19 protein-coding genes and 1 other annotated feature are annotated in these 21,287 nt (G+C 34.8%); of the genes, 11 read left to right on the top strand and 8 right to left on the bottom strand.

The features are described 5' to 3' along the window. Positions 1-174: 174 nt before the first annotated feature. Positions 175-1,461 (bottom strand): serine--tRNA ligase, encoded by a 1,287-nt coding sequence (gene serS, locus KA909_RS09160; protein ID WP_193839826.1) that lies wholly within the window; start codon positions 1,459-1,461, stop codon positions 175-177. A gap of 86 nt (positions 1,462-1,547) precedes the next feature. Next, positions 1,548-1,746 (bottom strand) — a binding site (T-box leader). A gap of 366 nt (positions 1,747-2,112) precedes the next feature. Here serS and KA909_RS09165 point away from each other — a divergent pair. After that, on the top strand, positions 2,113-2,925 hold the full coding sequence (locus tag KA909_RS09165; RefSeq protein WP_053030330.1) for an NAD(P)H-hydrate dehydratase: 813 nt from the start codon (positions 2,113-2,115) through the stop codon (positions 2,923-2,925). A 97-nt stretch (positions 2,926-3,022) separates the two neighbouring features. Here the strand turns inward: KA909_RS09165 and gyrA are convergent, their stop codons facing one another. The 6 genes from gyrA to dnaA form a co-directional block, all read right to left on the bottom strand. After that, on the bottom strand, positions 3,023-5,722 hold the full coding sequence (gyrA, locus tag KA909_RS09170; protein WP_210130117.1) for a DNA gyrase subunit A: 2,700 nt from the start codon (positions 5,720-5,722) through the stop codon (positions 3,023-3,025). A 96-nt stretch (positions 5,723-5,818) separates the two neighbouring features. Then, positions 5,819-7,753: a DNA topoisomerase (ATP-hydrolyzing) subunit B gene (gene gyrB, locus KA909_RS09175; protein ID WP_193839824.1), complete on the bottom strand. Its 1,935-nt coding sequence runs from the start codon at positions 7,751-7,753 to the stop codon at positions 5,819-5,821. 9 nt (positions 7,754-7,762) lie between these two features. Continuing rightward, on the bottom strand, positions 7,763-8,878 hold the full coding sequence (gene recF / locus KA909_RS09180) for a DNA replication/repair protein RecF (protein ID WP_193839823.1): 1,116 nt from the start codon (positions 8,876-8,878) through the stop codon (positions 7,763-7,765). After that, positions 8,875-9,117, bottom strand: a complete 243-nt coding sequence (gene yaaA, locus KA909_RS09185) for a S4 domain-containing protein YaaA (RefSeq protein ID WP_174841934.1) — start codon at positions 9,115-9,117, stop codon at positions 8,875-8,877. Before yaaA ends, recF begins: the two co-directional genes overlap by 4 nt. A gap of 393 nt (positions 9,118-9,510) precedes the next feature. Then, positions 9,511-10,644 (bottom strand): DNA polymerase III subunit beta, encoded by a 1,134-nt coding sequence (dnaN, locus tag KA909_RS09190; protein WP_053030325.1) that lies wholly within the window; start codon positions 10,642-10,644, stop codon positions 9,511-9,513. Positions 10,645-10,944: 300 nt separating this feature from the next. Further along, positions 10,945-12,303, bottom strand: a complete 1,359-nt coding sequence (gene dnaA / locus KA909_RS09195; protein WP_210130118.1) for a chromosomal replication initiator protein DnaA — start codon at positions 12,301-12,303, stop codon at positions 10,945-10,947. Positions 12,304-12,986: 683 nt separating this feature from the next. On the opposite strand from dnaA, the gene rpmH reads away from it, so the two are divergent. From rpmH to KA909_RS09245, 10 genes are all read left to right on the top strand, one after another. Further along, positions 12,987-13,124 carry a 50S ribosomal protein L34 gene (rpmH, locus tag KA909_RS09200; protein WP_000240855.1) on the top strand — a complete coding sequence of 46 codons (138 nt, stop codon included), beginning with the start codon at positions 12,987-12,989 and terminating at the stop codon, positions 13,122-13,124. 112 nt (positions 13,125-13,236) lie between these two features. After that, positions 13,237-13,587, top strand: a complete 351-nt coding sequence (gene rnpA / locus KA909_RS09205) for a ribonuclease P protein component (RefSeq protein ID WP_174841452.1) — start codon at positions 13,237-13,239, stop codon at positions 13,585-13,587. Between the two features lie 156 nt (positions 13,588-13,743). After that, the gene (gene mnmE / locus KA909_RS09210) at positions 13,744-15,123 is read left to right on the top strand and encodes a tRNA uridine-5-carboxymethylaminomethyl(34) synthesis GTPase MnmE (protein WP_193839822.1); all 1,380 of its coding nucleotides are present in this window, start codon (positions 13,744-13,746) and stop codon (positions 15,121-15,123) included. A 115-nt stretch (positions 15,124-15,238) separates the two neighbouring features. Further along, positions 15,239-17,116: a tRNA uridine-5-carboxymethylaminomethyl(34) synthesis enzyme MnmG gene (mnmG, locus tag KA909_RS09215; RefSeq protein ID WP_210130119.1), complete on the top strand. Its 1,878-nt coding sequence runs from the start codon at positions 15,239-15,241 to the stop codon at positions 17,114-17,116. Next, positions 17,116-17,838 (top strand): 16S rRNA (guanine(527)-N(7))-methyltransferase RsmG, encoded by a 723-nt coding sequence (rsmG, locus tag KA909_RS09220; protein WP_210130120.1) that lies wholly within the window; start codon positions 17,116-17,118, stop codon positions 17,836-17,838. Before mnmG ends, rsmG begins: the two co-directional genes overlap by 1 nt. 45 nt (positions 17,839-17,883) lie before the next feature. Continuing rightward, positions 17,884-18,723 carry a nucleoid occlusion protein gene (noc, locus tag KA909_RS09225; RefSeq protein ID WP_053030319.1) on the top strand — a complete coding sequence of 280 codons (840 nt, stop codon included), beginning with the start codon at positions 17,884-17,886 and terminating at the stop codon, positions 18,721-18,723. Between the two features lie 158 nt (positions 18,724-18,881). Further along, positions 18,882-19,244, top strand: a complete 363-nt coding sequence (locus KA909_RS09230) for a DUF3147 family protein (protein ID WP_053030318.1) — start codon at positions 18,882-18,884, stop codon at positions 19,242-19,244. Positions 19,245-19,262: 18 nt separating this feature from the next. Beyond that, positions 19,263-19,655 carry a DUF3147 family protein gene (locus KA909_RS09235; protein WP_210130121.1) on the top strand — a complete coding sequence of 131 codons (393 nt, stop codon included), beginning with the start codon at positions 19,263-19,265 and terminating at the stop codon, positions 19,653-19,655. Further along, the gene (locus KA909_RS09240) at positions 19,624-20,160 is read left to right on the top strand and encodes a TetR/AcrR family transcriptional regulator (RefSeq protein WP_193839820.1); all 537 of its coding nucleotides are present in this window, start codon (positions 19,624-19,626) and stop codon (positions 20,158-20,160) included. Before KA909_RS09235 ends, KA909_RS09240 begins: the two co-directional genes overlap by 32 nt. A gap of 260 nt (positions 20,161-20,420) precedes the next feature. Continuing rightward, positions 20,421-20,993: a helix-turn-helix transcriptional regulator gene (locus KA909_RS09245; RefSeq protein ID WP_053030315.1), complete on the top strand. Its 573-nt coding sequence runs from the start codon at positions 20,421-20,423 to the stop codon at positions 20,991-20,993. Between the two features lie 86 nt (positions 20,994-21,079). Here the strand turns inward: KA909_RS09245 and KA909_RS09250 are convergent, their stop codons facing one another. Next, positions 21,080-21,274, bottom strand: coding sequence for a VraH family peptide resistance protein (locus tag KA909_RS09250; protein ID WP_053030313.1), 195 nt, complete (start codon positions 21,272-21,274; stop codon positions 21,080-21,082). Positions 21,275-21,287: the final 13 nt, after the last annotated feature.

Consider the following 21,287-nt stretch of genomic DNA (forward strand, 5'->3'; position numbering starts at 1 on the left):
CACTTTGTTTATGACATTCATATTGGTTTAACACCATAAAAAGAGAGCTGAAAAAGTGTTATATAAACACCTTCTCAGCTCAGTCAGCTACTGCGAATTTGCACTGTAGCTTTAGTATATTATCGCTTATTCCGTACTCTATAAATTAACGTTATAAGCTAACTAATAATCGAATTAATCGTTAACTGGACGGATTTCAGTTTTACCACCCATGAATGGTACTAATGCTTCAGGAATTGTAATTGAGCCATCTGCATTTTGGTAGTTTTCAACGATTGCTGCAAATGTACGACCTACTGCAAGACCACTACCATTTAATGTATGTGCTAATTCTGGTTTAGAAGCTGCATCACGTTTGAAGCGGATGTTAGCACGACGCGCTTGGAAATCAGTACAGTTTGAGCAAGAACTGATTTCTTTATAGTTGTCATAACTTGGTAACCAAACTTCTAAGTCATATGTTTTACTTGCACTGAAACCAATATCGCCAGTACATAAGATAACACGACGGTAAGGTAAACCTAATTCTTCAAGAATTGCTTCCGCATTTTGTGTCATATCTTCTAATGCATCCCAAGAATCTTCTGGTTTTTCGATACGTACCATTTCAACTTTGTCAAATTGGTGTAAACGGATTAAACCTCTTGTGTCTCTACCTGCTGATCCAGCTTCACTACGGAAACAAGCAGTTTGAGCAGTGAATTTTTCAGGTAGTACGCCTGGTTGAATGATTTCGTCTCTGTAGAAGTTTGTTAATGGTACTTCTGCAGTTGGGATTGTGTATAGACCTTCTTTTTCAACTTTGAATAAGTCTTCTTCAAATTTAGGTAACTGACCAGTACCAAACATTGTATCTGCGTTAACTAATTGAGGTGTCATCATTTCAGTGTAACCATGTTGTGTTGTATGTTTTGTAAGCATGTAGTTCATTAATGCACGTTCTAATAATGCACCATCTTTAGTTAAGTATACGAAACGCGCACCTGAAATTTTTGCAGCACGTTCAAAGTCTGCCATTTTTAATTCTTCAACTAAGTCCCAGTGTGCTTTAGGTTCGAAGTCAAACTCACGAGGTGTACCCCATTTTTTAACTTCAACATTTTCTTCATCAGAATCCCCTTGTGGTACATCTTCAGCAATTAGGTTAGGAATACGAATTAAGATATCTCTAACTTTATTATCCACTTCATTAAGTTTAGCGTCGTTTTCTTTGATTTCGTCACCAAGTTCACGCATTTCTTTAATAACGTCGTCTGCATTTTCTTTATTACGTTTCTTTTCAGCGATTTCTTCACTTACTTTGTTACGACGTGCTTTCATTTCTTCAGTCTTACCAATTAATTGACGGCGTTCATTATCTAATTCTAATACCTCGTCAACAACTTTAGGATCATCTCCACGTAATTCAATTTTGCTCTTAACTTTGTCAGCTTCTTCTCTGAATAGTCTAATGTCTAACATGTAACATTCATCCTTCCCAATTTTTTGAAAATTTTTATTTTGGATAACATGCGTCTTGCTCAATAAAAAAAGACCACATCCCCTTTACAAGGGACGTGGTCTACGCGTTGCCACCCTATTTAACAATTTGACACAATAGATGTATCGAATTGCACTTTCCTTAAAATAACGGTTATTACCGGTTGTTCACAATTGTAGGTAGATTCGCATAATCATCAATTACTTGTTCACACTCAACACAAGCTCTCTGAAATTAATTGATTATGTTACTTGTCCCACGAACAATAACTTATTAAGTTATTTTTAATATAGCAAACTCCTTTATAATTAGCAAGTAAATGCTAAATAATATTATATTTATCTTATTGTATACGCCCTCTATAAAGCCATGTAGGGACCTTATGATACGTATAATTAAATATTCTTCATAATAGTGTTGACGAAAGTCTTTCACAGGTATAATATTTTCTATTGTATTTAAAAAAGGTATAGACAAACAATCCAATTTAGAACTCAATCAACTAAGTCATCATGGATGCTATCGCTACGCATTTCATTGTCACTTGAAATTTGAGTTATATACAGTAATGGCGGTACACACATTTTTCTAACATTATACGTTCACAACGTCTTCAAGGGAGGGTTTAATTTATGGAAACATTAACAACTGTTAATATTCCGAAGAGAAAAGAAGAGACACATAAAGGTGACTATGGAAAGATTCTACTGATAGGTGGAAGTGCCAATTTAGGTGGCGCAATCATGTTAGCTGCGCGTGCATGTGTTTATAGTGGAAGTGGGTTAATTACAGTAGCTACACATCCTACAAACCATGCGGCACTCCATTCACGTTGTCCAGAGGCAATGGTAATCGATATTAACGACACTAAAATGTTAACGAAAATGATCGAAAACACAGATAGCATTTTAATTGGACCAGGGTTAGGTGTCGATTTCAAAGGTAATAACGCAATTACGTTTTTACTACAAAATATACAACCACACCAAAATTTAATTGTTGATGGTGATGCGATTACAATATTTAGTAAACTAAAACCTGATATTCCAACTTGCCGTGTCATCTTTACACCACATCAAAAAGAATGGGAACGTTTAAGTGGTATCCCTATTGAAGAGCAAACTTACGAACGTAATAGAGAAGCTGTTGATAAGTTAGGTGCTGCTGTTGTACTGAAAAAACACGGTACTGAAATATTCTTCAAAGATAAAGAATATAGACTGACAATTGGTACGCCAGCAATGGCAACTGGTGGTATGGGCGATACATTAGCTGGAATGATTACTAGCTTTGTTGGCCAGTTTGATGATTTTAGAGATGCAATTACAAGCGCAACATATACACACAGTTATATTGGAGAGAAATTATCTGAATCTATGTACGTCGTGCCACCTTCACGTTTAATTAGTGAAATCCCATATGTGATGAAAGAGTTAGAAAACTAATTGAATCAAATAAAAATAAGACTTCCCTAGCGAAAGGGAAGTCTTATTTTTATTAAATGAATCTATCCTGTTATCGCTGATCACTATGGATTAGCCTTTAATTCTCATCGTTTTCATCATCGTTAGATGCATTATCAATGTCTTCATTCACACGATCCATAAAGTCTTGTCTAACTTCAATACGTTCATCTGTTGCATTATCCTCAGTTACTGTTTCCGTATCTTCATCCGCTTCCGTATGAAGTGCATTACCTGGTGTATCATCATCTACAACTTCTTCGCTAGGGCTTTCTGTACTTTCTGCATTTGTTTCACCATCTTCAACTTGTGCTGCTTCAGTTGCATCTTCATCTTCTGTTTTATCAATGACTTTAGCAACCGTTGAAACAAATTGATCTTCGCCTAATTTCATTAAGCGTACACCTTGTGTTGCACGACCATTTTGAGAAATATCTTCTACTTCTAAACGAATAATCACACCACTATTGGTAACAATCATTAAATCTTCTTCACCAGTAACTGTTGTGATACAAACGATGTTACCATTACGTTCTGTAATCTTCGCAGTCTTAATACCTTTACCGCCACGGTTTGATAAGCGATATTCACTTACTGGCGTACGTTTACCATAACCATTTTCAGTGACAACAAGAATTTCATCTTCACTATCGGCATGGGCAACATCTAGACCTACTACAACATCATCTTCACGTAATGAGATACCTCTTACACCTGCAGCAGTTCGACCTAATGGACGTAAACTTGTTTCTGCAAATCTGATTAATGAAGCGTGAGATGTACCAATTAAGATGTCTTGGTGACCATCTGTAAGACGGACTGCAATTAATTCATCATCTTCTTTGAAACCAATCGCAATTTTACCATTCTTATTGATATGTGAGAAATTGCTTAACGCAGAACGTTTCACAATACCGTTTTTAGTTGCAAATACTAAGTAACTATCTTCATCTTCGAGATCTCTAACCGCAATCATAGTACTGATTGTCTCATCATTATCCAATTCAATCGCATTGATGACTGGAATACCTTTAGATTGTCGAGATAATTCTGGCACTTCATAACCTTTAAGTTTGTATACACGACCTTTATTCGTGAAGAATAAAACATGATCATGCGTACTTAACGTAACAAGTTGGCTGACGAAGTCTTCTTCCAATGTATTCATACCTTGAACACCACGTCCTCCACGGTGTTGCGAACGATACGTAGAAACAGGTAATCGTTTAATATAATTATTATGACTTAATGTAATAACAATTTGTTCTTCTGGAATAAGATCTTCATCTTCGAGATCATCTAAACCACCTAATTGAATTTCCGTACGACGTTCGTCACCGAAGCGTTCTTTGATGTCTGTTAATTCATCTCGAACTAATTGAAGTAACACTTCGTCATCGGCTAAGATTGCTTCTAATTCAGAAATATAGCCGAGCAATTCGTTATATTCATTTTCAATTTTATCTCGTTCTAAACCTGTTAAACGTCTTAAACGCATATCAAGAATAGCTTGTGCTTGGCGTTCAGACAATTTAAAACGCGATTGTAATGTTTCCATTGCGACTTTATCTGTTTCTGATTCACGAATTGTCGTAATAATCTCATCGATATGATCTAATGCAATGCGTAAACCTTCTAAGATATGTGCACGGTCTTTCGCTTTTTTCAAGTTATATTCTGTACGACGGCGTACGACAGTCTTTTGATGCTCTAAGTATTCAACTAAAGCTTGTTTTAAATTGATTAATTTTGGACGTCCATTAACCAGTGCAATCATATTCACACCGAATGACGTTTGTAATGGTGTTTGTTTGTAGAGATTGTTCAAGATAACATTGGCGTTTGCATCTTTACGTACATCAATAACTACTCTAACACCTGTACGTAAACTTGTTTCATCACGTAAATCTGTAATACCTTCGATTTTCTTGTCACGAACAAGTTCCGCTATCTTTTCAATCATACGTGCTTTATTAACTTGATATGGGATTTGAGTCACTACGATACGTTGGCGACCGCCACCACGTTCTTCAATTTCTGCACGTGCACGCATTTGAATAGATCCACGTCCTGTTTCATATGCACGTCGGATACCACTCTTGCCTAGGATTAAACCAGCTGTTGGAAAATCAGGGCCTTGAATATCTTCCATAAGTTCTGCAATCGTAACATCTGGATTCTTACTTAAATGTAAAACACCGTTGATGACTTCAGTTAAATTGTGAGGAGGAATATTTGTTGCCATACCTACAGCAATACCTGATGCACCGTTCACTAATAAGTTAGGGAAACGAGAAGGTAAGACTTCCGGCTCTCTTTCAGTACCATCATAGTTATCTAGGAAATCAATCGTATCTTTATTAATATCACGTAGTAGCTCTAACGTAATTTTAGTCATCTTGGCTTCAGTATAACGCATGGCAGCGGCACCATCACCGTCCATTGAACCGAAGTTACCTTGACCATCAACAAGTGGATAGCGATAGCTGAATGTTTGTGCCATTCTAACCATGGCATCATAAATTGATGAGTCTCCGTGAGGGTGATATTTACCCATTACATCCCCAACGATACGTGCTGATTTTTTATATGGTTTATCAGGGGTCATACCTTGTTCATTTAAGCCATATAAGATACGACGGTGTACAGGTTTTAAACCATCACGTACATCAGGTAACGCACGTGAAACGATAACGCTCATTGCATAGTCTAAAAATGATTCGCGCATCTCGCTGGTTATATTTCGTTCATTTATTCTTGATTGAGGTAAGTCAGCCATCAAGATATCCTCCTTCTATAATCAATTCACTTAAAATAGCAAGACTGCAAGCCATTCGCTATACAGTCTTCAACATGTTCATTCGTTCACGCTAATTTAGAAATCTAGGTTTGCATATACTGCATTGTCTTCGATAAATTGTCTGCGATTTTCAACGACATCACCCATTAACATTTCAAACGTTTGGTCCGCTTCAATCGCATCATCTAATTTAACTTGTAACATCATACGGTTTTCAGGATTCATTGTCGTTTCCCATAATTGATCCGCATTCATTTCTCCTAAACCTTTATAACGTGAAATTTTCCATTTAGGCGTAGGACTTAATTCTGATTTTAATTTATCAAGTTCACGATCGTTAAATACATAATATTTTTGTTTACCTTGTGCCAATTTGTACAATGGTGGTTGTGCGATATATACATATCCCGCTTCAATTAATGGTCTCATGAAACGATAGAAGAACGTTAGTAGTAGCGTTCTAATATGTGCACCATCGACATCAGCATCTGTCATAATTACAATTTTATGATAACGTGCTTTAGTGATATCGAACTCGCCGCCAATACCAGTACCAAAGGCTGTAATCATTTGACGTATTTCATTGTTATTTAGAATACGGTCTAGACGTGCTTTTTCAACGTTTAAGATTTTACCTCTTAATGGCAAGATTGCTTGTGTTTTAGAGTCACGACCTTCTTTTGTAGACCCCCCGGCAGAGTCACCCTCTACTAGGAAGATTTCACTTTCTTCAGGTTTCTTACTTGAACAATCGGCAAGTTTACCTGGTAAGCTTGAAATTTCTAAAGCTGATTTACGGCGTGTTACTTCACGTGCTTTTTTAGCTGCAACACGTGCACGTGATGCCATGATTCCTTTTTCCACAACAATACGAGCAACATTTGGATGTTCGTATAAGAAACGTTCAAAATGTTCAGCAAACAATCTATCAACAATTTGACGTACTTCAGAGTTACCTAATTTCGTCTTTGTTTGTCCTTCGAATTGAGGATCACCATGTTTAATTGATACGACAGCTGTTAAACCTTCACGTGTATCTTCACCAGACAATCTTTCTTTGTCATCTTTAATGATTTTACTTTGTGTGCCGTAACTATTTAATATACGTGTTAATGCACGTTTAAAGCCATCTTCATGCGTACCACCTTCATATGTGTGAATATTATTCGCATAAGATAATAAGTTCGTTGCATAACCACTGTTATACTGCATAGCGATTTCAATTTCTACATCATCTTTAGTTTGGTGAATATAGATTGGCTCTTCATGAATTGGCTCTTTATTTTCATTTAGTAATTCAACGTAAGATTTAATACCGCCTTCATAATGATATGTATCTTCACGTTGTTCTTCATCTTCACGTTCATCTCTTAAAGTGATTGAAATACCTTTGTTTAAGAATGCCAGCTCTCTAATACGTTTTTGAAGTGTTTCATAGTTATAAACGGTTGTTTCAGTGAATATTTCGCCATCTGCTTTAAAGCGAATCACTGTACCTGTTTTATCAGTGCTACCTACTTCTTTAAGATCAAATTGTGGTACACCTTTTTTATATGCTTGATGATAGATTGTATCGTTACGATGAACGTATACCTCTAAGTCTTCAGACAATGCGTTAACAACTGAAGAACCTACACCATGTAGACCGCCAGATACTTTATAACCGCCACCGCCGAATTTACCACCAGCATGTAGTACAGTTAAGATAACTTCAACTGCTGGACGACCCATTTTTTCTTGAATATCAACAGGAATACCTCGACCATTGTCAGTTACTTTAATCCAATTGTCTTTTTCAATAATCACTTCAATTTGATCTGCATAACCAGCAAGTGCCTCGTCGATACTGTTATCCACGATTTCCCATACTAAGTGGTGCAAACCTCTCTCTGAAGTTGAACCTATATACATACCAGGTCTTTTACGAACGGCTTCTAACCCTTCTAATACCTGTATCTGTCCAGCACCATAGTTATCTGTGTTGTTTACATCTGACAATGTATTCACCATCACTTTCTATTACTTTATAATTTCACCTTGATTGATTCGATAAAGCTTAGCATTGTTCATAATCTCATGATCTATGCCGTCTACGGATGTTGTCGTTACAAAGGTTTGTACTTTATGTTGAATCGTGCTTAGTAAATGTGTTTGTCGAGAATCATCTAATTCGCTTAACACATCATCTAGTAGTAAGATTGGATATTCTCCAACTTCAATGTTCATTAACTCTATTTCTGCTAGTTTAATGGATAATGCGGTCGTACGTTGTTGTCCTTGAGACCCATATGTTTGCGCATCCATATCATTTACATTAAAGCCTAAATCATCTCTATGCGGGCCAAATAAACAAACACCACGTTCCATTTCACGCTTAATATTGTCATTTAACAGTGTAATCACTTCGTCTAATAATGCTTGCGCGTCTTTATCCATATCACTGAGTTTTATACTTGGTAAATAAGTCAACGATAGCGTTTCTCTGTCATTAGTGATACCAGCATGAATCGGTTTAGCCAATGATTCTAATTCTTTGATGAAATGTGCTCGTCTCAACGTTACATTCAATGCATATTGCGCAAATTGTTGGTTTAAGACTTCTAACATCGTAGTGTCTTGTTTATGACCAAGTTGCAACTGCTTTAAGTAGTTATTCTTCTGTTTAAGAATACGTTGGTATTGAGCCAAGTCATTTAGATACACTGCAGAGATTTGGCCTAATTCCATATCAATGAACCGTCTCCGTATCTGTGGTGCCCCTTTGACAATATTTAAGTCTTCTGGCGCAAAAAGAACCACGTTAAGATGTCCAACATACTGCGTTAGTCGACTTTGTTCTAAGTGGTTCACTTTTACTTGTTTACCTTTTTTAGTTATAAACATCGTTAATGGCATCGTTCCATGTCTATAATTTAGTACACCCTCTATTTTAGCATACTCTGAGTTAAACCGTATAAGCTCCTTGTCATTTGATGTGCGATGACTTTTAGCTAAAGCTAATGTGTAAATTGATTCAAGTAAATTCGTCTTCCCTTGTGCATTTTCTCCGATCAGAATATTCACATCAGGATGACATTTAAGCGTAACTTCTTCATAGTTACGATAATTCTCTAATTGGAGTGTTTTAAGTTTCATTGTTCACCTTGATGAATAATGATTACAGAATCAATTTCAGGGATATCAGGGAAATCAATTCGATCTTGGTTGGCTAGTTTTTTACCACGACGTGTTTCGCGTTCACCATTAATTAAAACTTCATAATCTTGTAAGAACCATTTAGCTTGGCCACCTGATTCTATAATGCCTTCAGTTTTAAGAAACTGGCCTAACGTAATATCGCCTTCAACCACTACTTCTTGAACCAAAATAATCACTCCGTTTCTTTATGTGTCATTAATATATTATACCTTTTTTAGGTTTAAATTTCATTTAAAATGGAATGTGAAACCGTTTACTTCACAATATCTTTATACATATTTAAATTTTGAAGGAAAATTGCCTATATTTTTCAAATTGAAGCGGCTTTTTTTGAATAACAAAAGGCGTTAAAAATGATTTTATTACTCATATAGCCCTATTTTTAATTTTAAGGGCCATTTTTGCGTAAAAAGAAGTTGTTTAGAGTTATCCACTAGTTTTTAAGATTAACGTCTATATTGAAGGCTGAATGTGCTTATTATGCATTTTAAAAAGGAGTTAGACAACATTCTTTAAGAATGCATTGTCTAACTCCTAATTTTTGATGCTGAGGGTATGCCCCTCTAAAACTAATATGTTCTAATTGGTAAAATTAATTGCGTAACAGAGTCATCTGCTTTTGGTTTAAGAATGAATGGTTTCATCGTACCAAAGAATTCTACTTCAACTTCATCGTTATCAATTGCTTTCAGCGCATCCATCATATAACGAGAGTTGAATGAAATCTTCAAGTTGCCACCTTCCACATCAGTTGCTGTCACTTCTTCTTTTACAGTACCGATTTCAGGTGATGTTGATGATAATTCTACAACGTCATTACCTGTGCTCAACTTAATAACATTGTTACCACCTTCTCGTGCTAATAAAGAAGCACGATCAATTGCGTGATAGAATTCACCGTTGTCTAAACCTAATTTAATTTCATAATTCTCTGGGAATAGACGTGTCGTATCTGGATAATGACCTTCTAATAAACGAGAAATAAAATTTACATTACCAACTTTAAATAATACTTGGTTTGAAGCGAAGAAAATATCGATTTCTTCATCACTATCACTCATAATTTTATTCAATTCTGATAAAGCTTTACCTGGAATGATGACATTTTTGTTTTCTGACTCATCTTCCAACTTCAATTTTCTTACAGCTAAGCGGTGTGAATCAGTCGCAGTGCATATTAATTCATTATCTTGTATAAGCCAGTTCACACCAGTAAGTACTGGGCGTGTTTCTGAGGTGGACACTGCGAAATTTGTTTGTGCAATGATATTTTTTAAGACTTTTACTGATAATTGAATGGCGTCATCACGTGATACTTGAGGTAATAATGGATATTGATCAGGATCTAAGCCACTTAAGTTAAATTCTGAATGTCCAGATGTAATCAGTGTTTGGAATTGTTCGTTTGTTGATAATTTTACGTCTTTACCTGGTAATTTTTTAATAATATCTACGAAGAAACGACCAGGAAGCACGACTGAACCTGTTTCAGAAATAGTGACAATATCCTCACCATCAACTTGTTTAGGGATTGTAATTTCAATAGATATCTCAGAATCTGAACCAGTAAGAATGACCTCGTTGTCTTTAGCATCGATTTTGATACCTGTTAAAATCGGTAATGTTGTTCTTGGTGAGATGGCTTTTAATGTGTCATTTAATTGATTAATAAAATAATCTCTTCTAATTGTGAATTCCATTATTAATTTAAACTCCTTCCAGTCGTTTATATATAATTATATAGGTTTTAAATTCATAGTAATAGTAGTAGGGCTTGTGGATTAGTGGATATGTTAAGAAAATCCTTGTGTGCCAAAGTTATACACATGTGGATAAACTGTTGATGCTGTGTATTACTTTTTAACATTATCCACAATTACTAACAAAATCATCTTGTTCACTTGTCAGAGTTATTGGCGCTTAATTCAAGGTAACAGACCATTTACATTATTTCCCACTATTAAACGTCGTAATCTGTTGTATAACAGTTTCGACTATTTACATTATTGATTGCGAATTTCTTTTTCTAAATCTTCTACTTCTTGTTTAAAAATTGGATCTGCTTTGATATCCTTTGCAATTTTCTCATGTGCATGAATAACCGTTGTATGATCTCGACCACCGAATTCTTCACCGATCTTAGGTAATGAGAAATCAGTAAGTTCCCTTGATAGATACATAGCGATTTGACGAGGATACGCAATTGATTTGGTACGTTTTTTCGCACTAAAATCTTCAATACGAACGTTATAGTAATGCCCAACGACTTTCTGAATATCTTGAATTGTAATTTTTTTAGATTTAGGAACTTGAATAATATCTTTAAGTGCTTCTGCTGCTAATTCAGTTGTAATCGGTCTGCCTTGAAGCTTCGAATAGGCAAGTAAACGCGTGAGTGCACCTTCTAATTCACGAATGTTTGATTGAATTTGATTAGCAATATAATTTAATGCTTCAGCTGGAATTTCTAAATTTTCTTCTTCGATTTTTTTCTGAAGAATTGCCATACGTGTTTCATAATCAGGAGGCGTAATATCAACGATTAAGCCCCATTCAAATCGAGAACGTAAACGGTCTTCTAATTTAGCGATTTCTTTAGGTGGACGGTCACTTGAAATGACAATTTGTTTCTTATTTTGATGTAATTCATTAAATGTGTGGAAGAACTCTTCTTGCGTTTGTTCTTTATTTTGAATGAATTGAATATCGTCAATCAGTAACACGTCAATGTTTCTATATTTTTCTCTAAAAGCTTCTGGTTCATTGTTACGAATTGATTTAATGAAGTCATTTGTGAATTTTTCACTTGAAGTGTATAGCACTTTAGCATTTGGCTGATTACTGAGAACATGATGACCAATCGCATGCATAAGGTGCGTTTTACCAAGACCAACACCACCATAAATAAATAGAGGATTGTATGCTTGGGATGGTGCTTCAGCAACTGCAAGACTTGCTGCATGTGGAAATCTGTTACCAGGTCCAATAACGAACGTATCAAATGTATTATGTGTATTAAATTGATCTGTACCTTCATGAACATCCTCGATGATGTGACGTTGAGGTTCGTTGCTTGGCGATTTAGCTTTACGACTCTCTTCGTCAAGTTCTGCTAATTGTTCAGCAGTGAAAAATTTGGGTTCAACTTCATAACCAATAACATCTTTCATAATTGTTTGAATAACTTCTTTATAGTTAGAATTTAACCATTCTGCATAAAATTCATGTATTACGAAAATGATTGCAACGTTATCACGAATTTCTTTAAGCTCCGTATCTTTCAAAAAAGTATTAAATGTCGATTTAGATATTTCTGATTCAGCAACGTCTAATACTTTTTTCCAAATTTCTTGTTCTGACATATAATAAACTCCATCTTCTTTAAATTTAAGACTTATACACAGACATTTAGACAAGTGGATAAAAATAATCACAGCATGTTAATATTTATCCACAAGTTAATAACAATCGGTGGATAACTTTATATATGCTATGATTTATTCACACTAAAAACGTATATAAAATCAATAAATAAATCCTGTTAAAATAATGAATTAGACGACTTATCCACACAATTATACTTTTTAACCAAGAGAGATGTCAAATAGGTGTGAATATGTTGTTAAATTAGGTATAAATCTGTTAATAATGGTTATATTATCCACAATTATTGAATGGCCATCTGTGTATAAGTGGATAATTTTTAAAATGAAAGTACGATGTATTATAACAGCTTTGGGAAATAATTTATAAAGATGTATTTAAAATGAATAATGAAAGCACTAAGGACTCGGCGTAAAATGTATAAATATTAAAAAAATGATTTTGTGACGAAGTTTACTAAAAAAATATTATCTTACTGCAAATGCTGCTTGCTTTATAAATAGTAATTTGTTATATTGTAGTAGTTGCTTGAATTATGACTAGATAAAATTGAATTAAAACAAGAATTCTGATATCAGAAAGTATAATTTATCTATTAAAATAATCAGGATCACTACAAGAGCGAGTGAGCTGGATAAATATGTAGATGGAGGTGTTTTGCATGGTAAAACGTACTTATCAACCAAATAAACGTAAACATAGTAAAGTTCATGGTTTCAGAAAACGTATGAGCACTAAAAATGGCCGTAAAGTTTTAGCACGTCGTCGTCGTAAAGGCCGTAAAGTTTTATCAGCATAAGATCACTGACTTCTCAGTGGTCTTTTTTTTCGTTTCAATAGGTATAAATTGGGACACGCTATATCAGAACGAACATAAACTAGAATGGCAAAGAATAATATAAGCGAGTGATGTGAACGTGGAGAAAGCTTACCGTATTAAAAAGAATACTGATTTCCAAACCATTTATAAAAGAGGCAAATCGGTAGCAAATAGACAGTTTGTTGTTTATACCTATAATAGTAATAAAGATCATTTCCGATTAGGAATTAGCGTATCTAAAAAGTTAGGTAATGCAGTGACTCGAAACAGAATTAAACGTGCGATTAGAGAAAATTTCAAAGTTCATAAAGAAGATATCATCGCACGTGACATTATCGTTATCGCTAGGCAACCAGCTAAAGACATGTCTACACTTGAAATTCAAGGTAGCTTAGAACATGTACTTAAAATTGCGAAAGTGTTTAATAAAAGGATTAAATAAGCAGGGTAGGGGAGGTATTAAGACTACCGTCAGTCTGACGTCAGACAAACAGGAGTCTTCCTTTTATAACGCTCAATCAACTTGTTAGCAATTTTAATAGAAACAAATTACAATGTTATAATGAAATTTTACTTGAATAAGGAGGCGAGGATAATCATGGATTTCGATACAATTACTAGTATATCAACGCCAATGGGTGAAGGTGCAATTGGTATTGTCCGTTTATCTGGACCGCAAGCCGTTGAAATTGGAGATAAACTATATAAAGGAAAGAAAAAATTAGAAGATGTAGACTCCCATACGATTAACTATGGTCATATAGTCGATCCAGAAACAAATGAAGTTGTTGAAGAAGTTATGATATCTGTGTTGAGAGCACCAAGAACATTTACCCGTGAGGATATTATTGAAATTAATTGTCACGGTGGTATTTTAACCATTAATCGTATATTAGAACTAACAATGACGTATGGTGCTAGAATGGCAGAACCGGGTGAATATACTAAGCGTGCATTCTTAAACGGACGAATTGATTTATCTCAAGCTGAAGCTGTTATGGACTTTATTCGTTCTAAAACAGATCGTGCTTCTAAAGTTGCTATGAATCAAATTGAAGGGCGCCTCAGCGACTTAATTAAACGACAACGACAATCCATTTTAGAAATTCTAGCCCAAGTAGAAGTGAACATTGATTATCCTGAATATGACGATGTTGAAGATGCTACAACAGAGTTCTTATTAGAACAATCTAAAAAAATTAAAAACGAAATTAACCTTCTATTAGAAACTGGCACACAAGGTAAGATTATGAGAGAAGGTCTTTCAACGGTAATTGTTGGTAAACCAAATGTAGGAAAATCATCAATGCTAAATAATCTTATTCAAGATAATAAAGCGATTGTAACTGAAGTTGCAGGTACGACGCGTGACGTCTTAGAAGAATACGTTAATGTTAGAGGTGTACCTTTAAGATTGGTAGACACTGCGGGCATTCGTGACACTGAAGATATCGTTGAAAAGATTGGTGTCGAACGTTCACGAAAAGCCTTAAGCGAAGCAGATTTAATCTTATTTGTCTTAAATAATAACGAACCTTTAACACAAGAGGATCGTACTTTATATGAAGTTATCAAAAATGAAGATGCCATTGTCATTGTAAATAAAACAGATTTAGAACAACATTTAGATATAAATGAAGTCAAAGAAATGATTGGTGATACGCCACTTATTCAAACCTCAATGCTTAAACAAGAAGGCATCGATCAACTAGAATTACAAATACGTGATTTATTCTTTGGTGGCGATGTTCAAAACCAAGATATGACATATGTATCTAATTCAAGACATATTTCTTTATTAAAGCAAGCTAGAAATGCAATTCAAGATGCGATTGAGGCAGCGGAATCTGGTATTCCTATGGACATGGTTCAAATTGATTTAACGCGTACATGGGAACTATTAGGTGAGATTATTGGTGAATCCGCAAGTGATGAATTAATTGACCAATTATTTAGTCAGTTCTGTTTAGGAAAATAATGAAATTGCAGATCATAGCCATTCGGGAACGAAATAATAAACATTAAACAAATTAAGACGGTAGGAAGTCTTAGCAATAAATACAGATAATGGAAATTTAAAGGAGGTCAATCAGGTGGTTCAAGAATATGATGTAATTGTCATTGGTGCTGGGCATGCAGGAATTGAAGCAGGTTTAGCATCTGCAAGACGTGGTGCCAAAACGCTAATGTTAACAATTAATTTAGACAACATTGCCTTTATGCCATGTAATCCATCAGTAGGTGGTCCAGCTAAAGGTATTGTCGTTCGTGAAATTGACGCATTAGGTGGCCAAATGGCAAAAGCAATTGATAAAACGCATATCCAAATGCGTATGTTAAATACTGGTAAAGGCCCAGCTGTACGTGCATTACGTGCGCAAGCCGATAAAGTATTGTACCAACAAGAAATGAAACGTGTAATTGAAGATGAAGATCATTTAGATATCATGCAAGGTATGGTAGACGAATTAATCATTGAAGATGATGAAGTTAAAGGTGTGCGTACAAATATCGGCACTGAATATCGTGCACAAGCGGTTGTAATTACTACAGGTACGTTTTTACGTGGTGAAATTATTTTAGGTAATATGAAATATTCAAGTGGTCCAAACCACCAACTTCCATCTATTACGTTAGCTGATAATTTAAGAGAATTAGGCTTTGAAGTTGTACGTTTTAAAACGGGTACACCACCACGTGTGAATGCAAAAACAATCGACTACTCTCAAACTGAAATTCAACCAGGTGATGAGGTAGGTCGTGCATTTAGCTTTGAAACTACAGAATATATACTTGATCAATTACCATGTTGGTTGACGTATACAAATGATCGTACACATAAAGTCATCGATGATAACTTACACTTATCAGCCATGTATTCAGGTATGATTAAAGGGACAGGTCCACGTTATTGTCCATCAATTGAAGATAAATTTGTCCGTTTCAACGATAAACCTAGACACCAACTTTTCTTAGAGCCTGAAGGTCGTCATACGAATGAAGTATACGTTCAAGGGCTTTCAACAAGCTTGCCAGAACATGTGCAACGTCAAATGTTAGAAACAATTCCTGGTCTTGAAAAGGCCGACATGATGCGTGCCGGTTATGCGATTGAATATGATGCCATTGTACCAACGCAATTATGGCCAACATTAGAAACTAAAATGATTAAAAACTTATATACAGCCGGTCAAATTAATGGTACATCAGGATATGAAGAAGCGGCTGGACAAGGTATTATGGCGGGAATCAACGCAGCTGGTAAAGTGTTAGGAACAGGCGAAAAAATCTTAAGCCGTTCAGATGCATATATCGGTGTGTTAATTGATGATTTAGTTACGAAAGGTACAAATGAACCGTATCGTTTATTAACTTCTCGTGCTGAATATAGATTGCTATTACGTCATGATAATGCCGATTTACGTTTAACAGATATGGGCTATGAATTAGGTATGATTTCTGAAGAACGCTATGCACGTTTTAATGAAAAGCGCCAACAAATTCAAGATGAAGTTGAACGTTTAACTAATATTCGCATTAAACCAAATGAACATACGCAATCTGTTATTGAAGCACATGGTGGTTCACGTCTTAAAGATGGTATATTGGCGATTGATTTATTACGACGTCCAGAGATGACTTATGATACGATTTTAGAAATCTTAGAAGAAACGCATCAATTACCTGAAGCGGTTGAAGAGCAAGTTGAAATTCAAACGAAATATGAAGGTTATATCAATAAATCATTGCAACAAGTTGAGAAAGTTAAACGTATGGAAGCGAAAAAAATTCCTGAAGACTTAGATTATAGTAAAGTTGATAGTTTAGCGACTGAAGCACGTGAAAAATTAGCTGAAGTTAAACCATTGAATATTGCTCAGGCATCACGAATCTCTGGTGTTAACCCAGCAGACATTTCAATCTTACTTGTTTATCTAGAACAAGGTAAATTGCAAAGGGTGAAAAATTAATGAGTGGCGTAGAATGGCTAGCTAAAGAATTAAGTGAACATGGAATTGAGTTGTCAGATAAACAAAAAGAACAATTTCAGACATATTATCGTCTACTTGTTGAGTGGAATGAGAAAATGAATCTCACTAGTATTACAGATGAACATGAAGTTTATTTGAAACATTTCTATGATTCCATTACACCAAGCTTTTATTATGATTTTAATCAGCCCTTAGCCATCTGTGATGTTGGCGCGGGTGCTGGTTTCCCAAGTATTCCGTTGAAAATTGTATACCCTGAGTTGAAAGTGACGATTGTAGATTCACTAAATAAACGTATCCAATTTTTAAATCATTTAGCTGCCGAACTCGGCTTAACACAAGTTAGCTTTGTGCATGATCGAGCTGAAACATTCGGCAAAGACGTCAATAGAGAAACATATGATGTTGTAACCGCACGTGCAGTAGCCAGACTTACAGTGCTAAGTGAATTATGTTTACCTTTAGTTAAAAAGGGTGGCCATTTCATCGCATTGAAGTCTTCTAAAGGAGAAGAAGAATTAGAAGAAGCGCAATTTGGGATTAGTATATTAGGTGGCGTCTTTAGTGATTCTTACACTTTCGATTTACCTGAAGATGCTGGAGAACGACAAATGATTATAATTGATAAACGTCGTCAAACATCTAAAAAATATCCTAGAAAACCTGGTACGCCTAATAAATCTCCTTTACTAGAAAATTAATAGCACTTACATGTTAAAATTAATTTTAAGAGGAGTGAATGGATAATGAAAAAACCTTTTTCAAAATTATTTGGATTGAAAAATAAAGATGACATCGTTGGATACATTGAAGAAGATCGCAATTCTAGCGTCGAATCCATTCAAATTGAGCGTATTGTACCTAACCGTTATCAACCAAGACAGGTGTTTGACTCAAGTAAAATTACAGAACTTGCGGAATCCATTGATGAACATGGGCTATTGCAACCGATTGTCGTGCGACCAATTGAAGAAAATATGTATGAAATCATCGCAGGTGAACGCCGTTTCAGAGCGTTACAATCTCTGCATAAAGCACAAGCCGATGTCATTATTCGTCATATGAACGATGAAGAAACTGCTGTTGTTGCTTTAATTGAGAATATTCAGCGTGAAAATTTATCTGCAGTAGAAGAAGCGGAAGCATATAAAAAACTGCTTGAAATTGGTGGAACTACGCAAAGTGAATTAGCTAAAAGTTTAGGTAAAAGTCAGAGTTTCATTGCGAACAAGTTGCGTTTACTGAAGTTAGCACCTAAAGTCATCAGTCGTTTAAGAGAAGGTAAGATTACAGAGCGTCATGCTCGAGCAGTATTATCTCTTAAAGAAGAAGATCAAGAACAACTCATTGAACAAGTCATCAATCAAAAGTTAAACGTTAAACAAACAGAAGCACGTGTTAAACAAAAAATTGGGCCTGAAAAGGTTAAAGCCCAATCTTTCCAATTCTCCAAAGATTTAACACAAGCACGTGATGAAGTTGGAAAGAGCGTTCAAGCAATTGAACAATCTGGTATACGTGTAGAACAACGTGATAAAGATCATGATGATTATTATGAAATTAAGATAAAAATTTATAAAAGATAGTAAAACATCTCCTTTTAGGCACCGGCTGAAAGGAGATTTTTTTTATAAAAATTTGAAAATTAGTTTTATTTCGTACGCCATTTACATTATACTGAAATAGTTTTACAATATTATTAAACGAAACGTATCGTTTAATAATTAAAGAAGAAGGGTTTAATGTGTTTGGAATATCCGTTTCTAGTGCTATTCTTCATTTTGTTATTGGAGGTCTTGCAGTAGCATTTGCATCTATTATGGCTGAGAAAGTCGGCGGTAAAATGGGTGGCATTATCGCTACTATGCCGGCAGTCTACTTAGCTGCAATCATAGCGCTTGCGATAGATCATCGTGGTAATCAACTCGTGCAAATGTCAATTCATCTTAGTTCTGGTGCGATTATTGGTATTATATCGTGCATTGTTACTGTCTTTCTAACTTCTCTTTATATTAGTAAAAGAGATTATAAAAGAGGTACAGGTTTTGCATTGATATGTTGGCTTGTCATTTCAATTGGCATGTTTGTCGTTAGACATATGAATTAATCATTGGAGGCTTTTGTAATGAAATTAGCATTAATTAAATTCCTCGTTGGGGGATTAGCGGTTACACTTAGTTATATTATTTCTGTAATATTACCTTGGAAAGAGTTAGGTGGTGTCTTTGCGACATTACCGGCAGTATTCTTAGTTTCATTATTTATCACAGGTATGCAACATGGTGATGTTATTGCTAAACACGTAAGTAGAGGGGCAGTGTTCGGTATGACTGGCGTGTTAATTAGTATATTAGCAATATGGGGGATGCTTTATTACACAAATCAATGGCTATTAAGCATCGTTGTTGGCTTTATTGCGTGGTTTGTAAGTGCAGTAATTATATTTGAAATCGTTGAAATTATTTCGCATTTAAGAAGGGGAAAACATGGCTGGAAGACCGAAAGATCCGACAATTAATTATAAAATCTTTAATGAAATAGATAAATTGTTAACTAAGACGCATTTTAGAGAAATTACAATTGATCAACTATCTGAAAATACAGGCGTTTCCAAAGCGACGATTTACCGTCGTTGGAAAGATAAGTCATCTATTATTGTAGATATGTTTGTAAGTAGAACACAGATTTTCGAAAATAATGATAAAGATTTATATACGGGATTATATCAATATTTAATAAAAATAATGGAAATTTATAAAACGAATCTTGGACGAGCGGTAATTGAGATATTGATTAGTAATCAACAAAATGATGCACGTGAGTTGTTTATGAAAGGTTATTTTAAAAGTAACCGAAAAGTATTAAAATCGATTATCGCACAACATATCAAAGAAGAGGACCAAGATTTATTTATTGATTTAATTTTCTCACCTATTTATTTCAATATTTTAATTAAACCTGAAACTTTAGATGAAGCCTATATTAAAAAGATGCTTGATGTTATTTTAAAATCGTTTAATTAATAATGGCTTATAGCAAAGAGGAACTGCGTTTTAATAAATAGCGCAGCTCCTTTTTTTAGACGTCAGGAAGTCTTGTAAATGTTGATATTACAGCATGTAAAAGGATTTTGACAATGAAAAAGATGTGATTGTCAAAGAAATTTGGTAGTTTTTTATATACAGAGACGTTTCTATGGAGTTGAAGTGAGATACGATTATTCATTTCAATCTTGTTTCTATTCTAGACAAGATTAATCTAAATGGTTAAGGAGTTATGGGTGATGGAAATCGGTCAACAAATTCGAAAATATAGAGAAAAAGAAAATTACTCCCAAGAGTACCTAGCTGAAAAATTATATGTTTCAAGACAAACGATTTCTAATTGGGAAAATGAAAGAAGTTATCCAGATATCCATAATTTATTAATGATGTGTAATTTATTTAATGTTTCATTAGATGATCTTGTCAAAGGAGACGTGAAACGTATGGAACATGAAACTATTAAAAAAGACATGGATTTTTGGACGTGGATGATGTTGGTTTGGATGTTATTAGCATGTGTTTTAATAGGACCACTTTTATTTTATCTGAGTTGGTGGGGCGTTGCGATTACCTATGTCATTTTTTCTGTAGGTTTTTATAGTAGTACGCAAATCGACAAAATTAAATACAAGCACGGTATGGATAATTACGATCGAATCGTTGCATTTATGAATGGTCAAGATCCTAATGAAGTTCAGACAAGTAAAACACGTAATCTCATTACGAGCATCTTATCATTTGTCTTTGTAGTAGGCGCATTTGTAATCATATGTTGGTTGAGTATTTATTTATCATTTAAATTTTTACCATAATCAATGATAAAGACCTAAGAAGCGGAAATGCTTCTTAGGTCTATTAAAAATATCACTTTGAATTCTATTCATCTCTCTGTTGATTATTAATTGTCTTGTTTTTCTTCATAACGTTTCAAGAGATAACCGCCACCAAGTAAGCCTACCGGTACACCAATAAATGGCGTCGCAATACTACTCAAGACAAAGACGATAAGTACTAACATTAGGCCATTAAACCAGTTGACTTTTAAACTTAATAAATCCTCATAAGATTTACGAATTAATTCTTTAATATTCATTTAAAAACATCCT

The organism is Staphylococcus sp. GDX8P54P (genome assembly GCF_017893165.1).
Lineage (GTDB): Bacteria > Bacillota > Bacilli > Staphylococcales > Staphylococcaceae > Staphylococcus > Staphylococcus borealis.

What these genes read in the sequence shown, in the direction of transcription:
- KA909_RS09235 (WP_210130121.1), top strand. Translation starts at nt 19,263, where the DNA reads ATGAAATTAGCATTAATTAAATTCCTCGTTGGGGGATTAGCGGTTACA.
- rsmG (WP_210130120.1), top strand. Translation starts at nt 17,116, where the DNA reads ATGAGTGGCGTAGAATGGCTAGCTAAAGAATTAAGTGAACATGGAATT.
- serS (WP_193839826.1), bottom strand. Translation starts at nt 1,461, where the DNA reads ATGTTAGACATTAGACTATTCAGAGAAGAAGCTGACAAAGTTAAGAGC.
- KA909_RS09250 (WP_053030313.1), bottom strand. Translation starts at nt 21,274, where the DNA reads ATGAATATTAAAGAATTAATTCGTAAATCTTATGAGGATTTATTAAGT.
- gyrA (WP_210130117.1), bottom strand. Translation starts at nt 5,722, where the DNA reads ATGGCTGACTTACCTCAATCAAGAATAAATGAACGAAATATAACCAGC.
- gyrB (WP_193839824.1), bottom strand. Translation starts at nt 7,753, where the DNA reads ATGGTGAATACATTGTCAGATGTAAACAACACAGATAACTATGGTGCT.
- rpmH (WP_000240855.1), top strand. Translation starts at nt 12,987, where the DNA reads ATGGTAAAACGTACTTATCAACCAAATAAACGTAAACATAGTAAAGTT.
- mnmE (WP_193839822.1), top strand. Translation starts at nt 13,744, where the DNA reads ATGGATTTCGATACAATTACTAGTATATCAACGCCAATGGGTGAAGGT.
- dnaA (WP_210130118.1), bottom strand. Translation starts at nt 12,303, where the DNA reads ATGTCAGAACAAGAAATTTGGAAAAAAGTATTAGACGTTGCTGAATCA.
- recF (WP_193839823.1), bottom strand. Translation starts at nt 8,878, where the DNA reads ATGAAACTTAAAACACTCCAATTAGAGAATTATCGTAACTATGAAGAA.
- noc (WP_053030319.1), top strand. Translation starts at nt 17,884, where the DNA reads ATGAAAAAACCTTTTTCAAAATTATTTGGATTGAAAAATAAAGATGAC.
- KA909_RS09240 (WP_193839820.1), top strand. Translation starts at nt 19,624, where the DNA reads ATGGCTGGAAGACCGAAAGATCCGACAATTAATTATAAAATCTTTAAT.
- KA909_RS09245 (WP_053030315.1), top strand. Translation starts at nt 20,421, where the DNA reads ATGGAAATCGGTCAACAAATTCGAAAATATAGAGAAAAAGAAAATTAC.
- KA909_RS09165 (WP_053030330.1), top strand. Translation starts at nt 2,113, where the DNA reads ATGGAAACATTAACAACTGTTAATATTCCGAAGAGAAAAGAAGAGACA.